At 28.7% G+C, this 6,659-nt stretch carries 7 protein-coding genes and 3 pseudogenes; 3 read left to right on the forward strand and 7 right to left on the reverse strand.

The window, feature by feature from the left end; genetic code table 11:
- On the forward strand, positions 1-410 hold a 410-nt coding region (locus tag V4762_RS09680), incomplete at its 5' end, for a hypothetical protein (protein ID WP_347315578.1).
- A gap of 58 nt (positions 411-468) precedes the next feature.
- On the opposite strand, the gene V4762_RS09685 is transcribed toward V4762_RS09680, so the two are convergent.
- Together V4762_RS09685 and V4762_RS09690 are read right to left on the reverse strand one after the other, a co-directional pair.
- Positions 469-837 carry a pyridoxamine 5'-phosphate oxidase family protein gene (locus V4762_RS09685; protein ID WP_347315579.1) on the reverse strand — a complete coding sequence of 123 codons (369 nt, stop codon included), beginning with the start codon at positions 835-837 and terminating at the stop codon, positions 469-471.
- A gap of 27 nt (positions 838-864) precedes the next feature.
- Positions 865-1,332 carry a COG4315 family predicted lipoprotein gene (locus tag V4762_RS09690; RefSeq protein WP_347315580.1) on the reverse strand — a complete coding sequence of 156 codons (468 nt, stop codon included), beginning with the start codon at positions 1,330-1,332 and terminating at the stop codon, positions 865-867.
- Positions 1,333-1,617: 285 nt separating this feature from the next.
- On the opposite strand from V4762_RS09690, the gene V4762_RS09695 reads away from it, so the two are divergent.
- Both V4762_RS09695 and V4762_RS09700 read left to right on the forward strand, forming a co-directional pair.
- Entirely contained in the window at positions 1,618-2,148 is a 531-nt protein-coding gene (locus V4762_RS09695; protein WP_347315581.1) for a PocR ligand-binding domain-containing protein, read from the forward strand.
- A 78-nt stretch (positions 2,149-2,226) separates the two neighbouring features.
- Entirely contained in the window at positions 2,227-3,024 is a 798-nt protein-coding gene (locus V4762_RS09700) for a hypothetical protein (RefSeq protein ID WP_347315582.1), read from the forward strand.
- A gap of 320 nt (positions 3,025-3,344) precedes the next feature.
- Here the strand turns inward: V4762_RS09700 and V4762_RS09705 are convergent.
- The 5 genes and pseudogenes from V4762_RS09705 to V4762_RS09725 all read right to left on the reverse strand — a co-directional run.
- Positions 3,345-3,767 (reverse strand): annotated as a pseudogene (locus V4762_RS09705) (DpnII family type II restriction endonuclease); the annotation flags it as partial.
- A 54-nt stretch (positions 3,768-3,821) separates the two neighbouring features.
- Positions 3,822-4,622, reverse strand: a pseudogene (locus V4762_RS09710) (DNA-methyltransferase).
- A 126-nt stretch (positions 4,623-4,748) separates the two neighbouring features.
- Positions 4,749-5,846: a type I restriction endonuclease gene (locus tag V4762_RS09715; protein ID WP_199919931.1), complete on the reverse strand. Its 1,098-nt coding sequence runs from the start codon at positions 5,844-5,846 to the stop codon at positions 4,749-4,751.
- A 147-nt stretch (positions 5,847-5,993) separates the two neighbouring features.
- Positions 5,994-6,334 (reverse strand): annotated as a pseudogene (locus V4762_RS09720) (type II toxin-antitoxin system PemK/MazF family toxin).
- Between the two features lie 93 nt (positions 6,335-6,427).
- A complete protein-coding gene (locus V4762_RS09725) occupies positions 6,428-6,580 on the reverse strand; it encodes an AbrB/MazE/SpoVT family DNA-binding domain-containing protein (RefSeq protein WP_347315583.1) in 153 nt (50 codons plus the stop codon).
- Positions 6,581-6,659 lie beyond the last annotated feature (79 nt).

Below are 6,659 nucleotides of genomic sequence, written 5' to 3' on the forward strand. Positions count from 1 at the left end.
TTATATATGTATTAATTAATTTTTTTGTTATATACCTGGCAGACAAACTAAACGACATATTGGGTCCAAAGCTATTAAAAGATAACTATGAAAAACTTTATAGTTATCAGACTAGGCTGGATGAAATAAAATATTACACAGTACTCGCCCTGGCACACAAAAACAAAGACGCGCAAAAGGGGTTCGAATCAGAATTTAATGAACTTTATGGTCAGTTCTTTTTTCTTAAAATAGCCACGAATGCATTATTTTTTGTAATACTAATACCTTACATCTTGATTTCAAGCTATTTTTTAGATAAGGTAAAAATGCTATTTTATCCAGTAAATTATATCTTTGTATGCATGTTCTTGTATTTTATACTAAGATTCTTGTACTACAACCTTAAAAATTTCAATTTAAAAACTTAAAAAACCTCGCAGTTCATAAAGATATTAAAAATACACTATGAACTGCGAGCCCGCCAAACTATTTCATTATAATCGGTAATTCCTTTACTAATTCAAAATAAACCAATGCCTTATCTTTTTTCAAAGTCTCTTCATCGTTGTATTTGTGCTTCAAAAGAGGGTTAATTTTATCCTGATCATTTTCCTCTTTTATCTTTTTAAGGTATAACCTTTTGCCTTGATACTTCTCATCAACAAAAATATATGCTGCATAAGGATTTGCTTGGAGATTCAAATAGTTCAATTTTTTTAGCATTATAAGAGCAACAGTTTTTTCATCAATAATAAAGGGCTTTGCATAAAGAGCAACATCTACTACACCCTTATCATCAGCAGTAGCCAAAACGCCTACGCCTTTCAAGTCTTCAAAATATTGCTTCAATTCCATAATATCCTCCTTAAAATTATATTGTGATTAATTAATGTGTATAATCTTCCATGTTCCAACTGGTGTAACAAAATTGTCTCCTAAGGTATAACCTGGCAATTTATCTTCTGAGAAAAAATATAAAGGATGTCCATTGTAAGAAACCTGTTTTTGTCCGTCAGGTCTGGTAAAAATTGAAAAGTCGCTAGAGTTTAAGCTATCAGGTAGGTTCAATTCACTTGCTGAGAGAATAGGCCATTTGGTTAGACAAACCTTACTAGTACATTTTAGATTACTTTCTGTTTCACCGCTTAGATAATATAGAGTCATGTTATTAGAACCAACTAAATAGTTTCCCAATTTTGCATTTTTATAAATATTAACTGTGTGGGATGACTTAACGTTTGCATTAATAGAATTATCCAAAATATTATCAGCAAAAGCATAATGCATTGCAGAAAAAATTAACAACATACCGACAACAAAAGAAGCTAAAGTAAAAAAATATTTTCTCATTTTCAAACCTCCTAAATATTAATAATAATTATTATAAACCAAAATACTCAATTTTTACAGATTTTAATTTATGGATAAAATAAATTAAGTAGAGTAAAATTAATTTTGTTTATGTATAAATTAAATATTATTATTAATATGGTTTTAATTTTAAAAATGCTAATTAGTGATATAATTAACTTTTGTCGCTTAAAACGAATATTGAGTTAGTATTCTTTTGTAAAACAAGGGGATAAAAAAAACCAATATTGTATTAAGTAGAACTAAATTTAGGAGGATTTTACGATGGAACTTACAGACATTATTCCTATGTCAGAGTTAACAAAAATTGTCGAAGAAATTTATGACAAATTTGGATTTACTGGTGTATTTTATAAGCCTGATAACTTTATTTTAGTTAGATCAAAAGAAATGGGAAACAATTTGTGCCCATTTATTAAGGACAACCCTAATTCATTGATGATCTGCTCAGTCGCACAACAGATACTTGGAAAAGATTCATTTGATTCAAAAGAAATCATAATAGATGAATGTGATGCAGAAATGGTAAAATTTGTTATCCCTATATTTGTCGGCGAAGAGTTTTTAGGGACCGTAGGCGGTTGTGGACGTTTAGCTGACGATAAAGATTCAGTAGAAACATTCTATATTTCAAAGCTAACAGGAAAAGATGAAGGCGAAATAAAAGAGTTAGCAAAATCCATAACAAAAGTGTCCAAAGATGAAATGAAGGAGATAATATCATATATTCAAGGTAGGGTAAATCCATATATCAATAAATATATTGAAACAGCAAAGAGTATGAAAAAAAACTAAAATTTGGGGGAGGGAGGGGGAATAAGATTTTCAATATGAGGTAGTTACAAAAACCTAAAATATAAGATAAAATAGTGTATGAATAAAAATTTTTACGATGAAATGCTAAACATAATTAATGATTATTTTGTAAAAAGGTCTTTTAAGACATGTTTACAATCTAGCCCTTTATTTTATCTTTTATTAAGAGGTATTAAATATTATGATGGGGTTACAACTATCGGAAAACAAAAACTCTACTTAGATGATATATATATCACAAAATTATCAAAAGAAGATTATGAATCATTAGACGACATGGCTTTTAATAGTTTGATAAAAAAAGAACAATCAAGATGCTATACACAAGTTAAACAATTCTCAAAAATATTTATAAAAAGTATATTGGATGAAGTTTACTATAGCGCATTTCCACAAAAGATAAATAATTTTGATACCTATTCAAACGATACAATTTTTATAAATTATAATTTAATAATATCTAACATAATGAGTGCAGCTAATAGCTTCGAAAAGATGAACGATATCTACCCATCATATTTATTATTGGGAACAAATTTTTTCAACCTATTCATAGAATCACTTCCATCAAGAGATAATAGGTCTTATAATCCTGATATTAAAAACATCGGATTTGACAGCGTTTACCACGATATCTTATTAATTATTCACGAACCAATGTGTCCAAACAATATTGGGTACTTTGTAATTCCAGATAAAATATTTTTAGCTACAACAGAATCTGTCAAATCCTATTCAGAGAGATTTTCTCCGTTTTTTGCATCATTTTCAAGCGATAAGATTTCTATTCGCTTTGGAGCTCAATTAATTTCTCAATCAAAATACTCCGTTCAGAAGATCGTCTTGAATTGCTGATAAGAAACCTTATGTAAACTAAAATGAAAAAAATATTTATAGGCCTGTCTATTCTGAATTGAATATTTAAAAATTCTAAATATCTTGGAAGAATCTGAATAAAGCTTATTTTTTACCTTGCAGAACTGCTTAGCAAAGCCATTTGATTTTAAAAACGCTGAAATTTCGCTCTAGATTAGATAAAAAATATTTTTTGATGATTTATATGTTTAAGTATATAATCAGCTCAAATATGAGCCTAAATTTTAGGATGATTTTTAAAAAAATTAAGCCATTTTAATTGTAGTGTAATGATTTTAATTCAAAGATATTCAGATTATTTATATGATATGTTCAAGAATGCCTTTTTCTAACATAGCTAAATTAAATAAATAGTCGTTATGATCGAATGTTTCTCTAAGAGGTTTAATTGTATTTCTCCAACCATAACCGTCTGTAATCCAAATAAATTTATATTTATCATTTAAAACATCAAATAAATTTCTATATTCACCAGCTGTTGACTTTAATTTTGAACCGCCTCCACCATAAAAATTAGATTCTATAATAAAAAGCTCTCTGCCATTATCAATCACAAAATCATATCTTCTTGAAGATTTATCAACTGGAACATCATAAAATGCTTCTACAATGTTTTCCATAATATTCCCACCACAATTTTTTCTGCCGTTACTATCCAAACCTGCTTCAACCTCAACCATGTAATCAACTAAATTTTTAATATTTTTGTTCACTATTAAATCTTTTAAACCAGTTTATTTGACAAAAATAAGAAATTTTATAGGGTTATTTTTAATTTAAGACCAAGACACATTGCTTGGCTTTAAATTTTGGATTAAAAAATTAAAAACTTCATCTTCAGTATTACAATTTAGTTCTTCTTTATAAAAATCTAATTGTTTTATACTACAAGCTTTGTCTGTAGTGAAAGGATCCAAAATTACATCTCCCTCATTTGTACTTGCTAATATTATTCTTTTAAGCAAGTCAAAAAGGCTTTTGTGTTGGATGCTTTCCAAATTTTTTTCGATTGGTTTTAATGTATTAATCAACCAAACAGATCTCATTTGCATACCCGGTTTTTTTAACTGATCTTCGCTCCAATCGCCATTTTTCATTAAATCATAATTGAAAGTGTGCTTTGCTTTTTTGTCTTTTCTGGCCCAAAGCAAAGTCTCGTGGCTAGCTGTAAAAAACGACATGATAAATTTGGAGATGCATTAGGCTTAAACATTTAGAAAATGAAAATTATTAATTTCTAAAGCGAAACCGCATTGATAAATAGAATGGTATGTTCCACTAATCCAAATAGTTCCATTAGTTTTCAAAACACGCCTACAAGTCTTTATCCATTCTACATGAAATTCAAAGTTTTCTTTCGTGCAATTTGATAAATCCCAATCACCTTTTTTTACGCTTACCATCTTTCCATTTTGACAAGTAAAGCTACCGCTAGACAAAAAATATGGTGGATCAGCAAAAATCATATTTTTAGAGTTTTTTGGCAAAGTGTTTAAAATTTCCAACCAATCTGCATGATATAGTTTAAATCCGAATTTTTCATGATAAATCTGTTTCAAATAACACCCCATTTTCATAGCATATTGTTTTACAATGCTTATTATTATATCATTTCTGTAGCACGATTAAATAAATTTTGATATAAAGAAAAATTTTTTTACAAAAATTGATTTCAATGATCTAACAAAAGCTCTTTTATTGTTTTACTGAATTTCTATCTTTAAATCACTATCTTTATAACCAAACAACGTTATTATATCTTTTGATAACTTAACTATACTATTAGCGCTAAGGTTTGTCTCAAGGTAAATATCTGTTCCACTTATTCTCTCTGGTTTTCTAAGTTCATCTAATTTGCTAGAAAAATATGGTCTTTTTGTGCCATGCAAATCAAGAACATAGTTAAATTGGTCTTTGTGCTTAGATAAGATAATTTCACATAGTTTTACTATCAGCTCTTTCCATGAACGCAATGAATATTTAACGCCTTTAAAAGAAAAGGAAATAGGCTTTTTTCCACTGTATTGATTAGAAACTGAACTATCACTTTTTTTATGCATAGACTTTATTTTTGTTGGCACATATATATTTTCGGTTTTTATTTCCTCTTGAGAAATTCTTGTTAAAAACTGTTCTACTGTTTCACTATCCGGCTTATATCCGCACAATTTCTCTGTTTCGTCTGCTAAAAGCTCAATTAAAAGTTCATCCGGATCAGTTATTATTTTGTTCCATGCTTTTGGAAGCGTAGTATTAATCAAATTTTGTTTTTCTTTGTTATAATAAATTTCCTTGGCATATTCCAAAGATTTGCCAGAAACTACATTATCTTTGGATAAAAGCTTTTCGAATTTTTCAACTACAACTTTATCTTCTTGTTCGTATATTTCAATGGTATAAAATTTTCTTTGAGCCCAACTTCCCTCTCCTGAAGGCAAATAAAACCACCAACTGATTCCATTTGTTAAAACTGAAAGCCCCACTCCCTCTTGAAAAGAGTAATTTAAAAGCTGCTCCTGGTGCTGATCCAAATCTTCATTAATCTTTTTTACTTCAATAAAAACCTTATTTTTCTTGTTAGATCTTAATGAGTAATCAACTCTTTTATCATTAACAGAGTATTCAGGGAAAACGCTTTCTATGTCAAACACATTCCATTTTAAGGCATTAAGTATTGGTAAAATAACACTTTGCTTGGTAGCCTCCTCGTTCAACAACCTCTGTCTGCCATCTTTTTTAAGCTCTCTTATAAAATCCAACAACTTTTTATTGATTTCTTGCTCTGATATTGCATCTGGCATAAAGACCACCTCTTTAAACTATTTTTTATAACTACATCATAAAGTTAAATTTATATTTTATCTAACAAAAGGATTTAAACTCTCATTGTTTAAAAAATAAAAAACCTTTAGTTAAAATAATCAACCATATAATTTACATAATCTAAATTAAAGTTTCTCACAAACTAAAACAATTAACTTTTCTATAACTTTATTGAATTCTTCGGATGGCAACTTGTAAATAAATTTGATTTTTGCTTTCCAATCAAGACTTTTTACTTGGTAAAATAATATCGCACCTTTTACTTCAATAATTTCATCAGGAATTAATACCTCAAATGGATAACCTTTTTTTGATTTGTTATCGGGCAAAGAACTGCTAATCTAACTTTACCATTATAAGCTTTTGGAGACAAAACCAAAGCTGGTCTATAACCTGCCTGCTCATGTCCAGTTTGTGGGTTAAACATGATCCAAATAATGTCTCCTTTATCTGGAATATATTCCATATTTCATCAAATCTAATTCCCTACAACAAAGCCCGTGTCAACTTCATGATGAATGTTGTTATCTGTGATGCCAGATAGTAGCTCATTAAGTGTCTAATCTGATTTAGAAATAGGCTTAATAACTATTTCGTTTTTTATTTTGCTTATTTCTACTAGAGACTTGTTGTTTAGCTGCATTTCAGAAGCAAGTGGTTTTGGTATTCTTATAACAAGACTATTGCCCCACTTTTTAACTTTTGCACGCATAAAACTGCCTCCAATTCGTTTATACAAAAACGATACACTATTTATTTGGTTTCTTCAAGACTAACATTTTTAAATTTTC

Source organism: Thermodesulfobium sp. 4217-1, from assembly GCF_039822205.1.
GTDB lineage: Bacteria > Thermodesulfobiota > Thermodesulfobiia > Thermodesulfobiales > Thermodesulfobiaceae > Thermodesulfobium.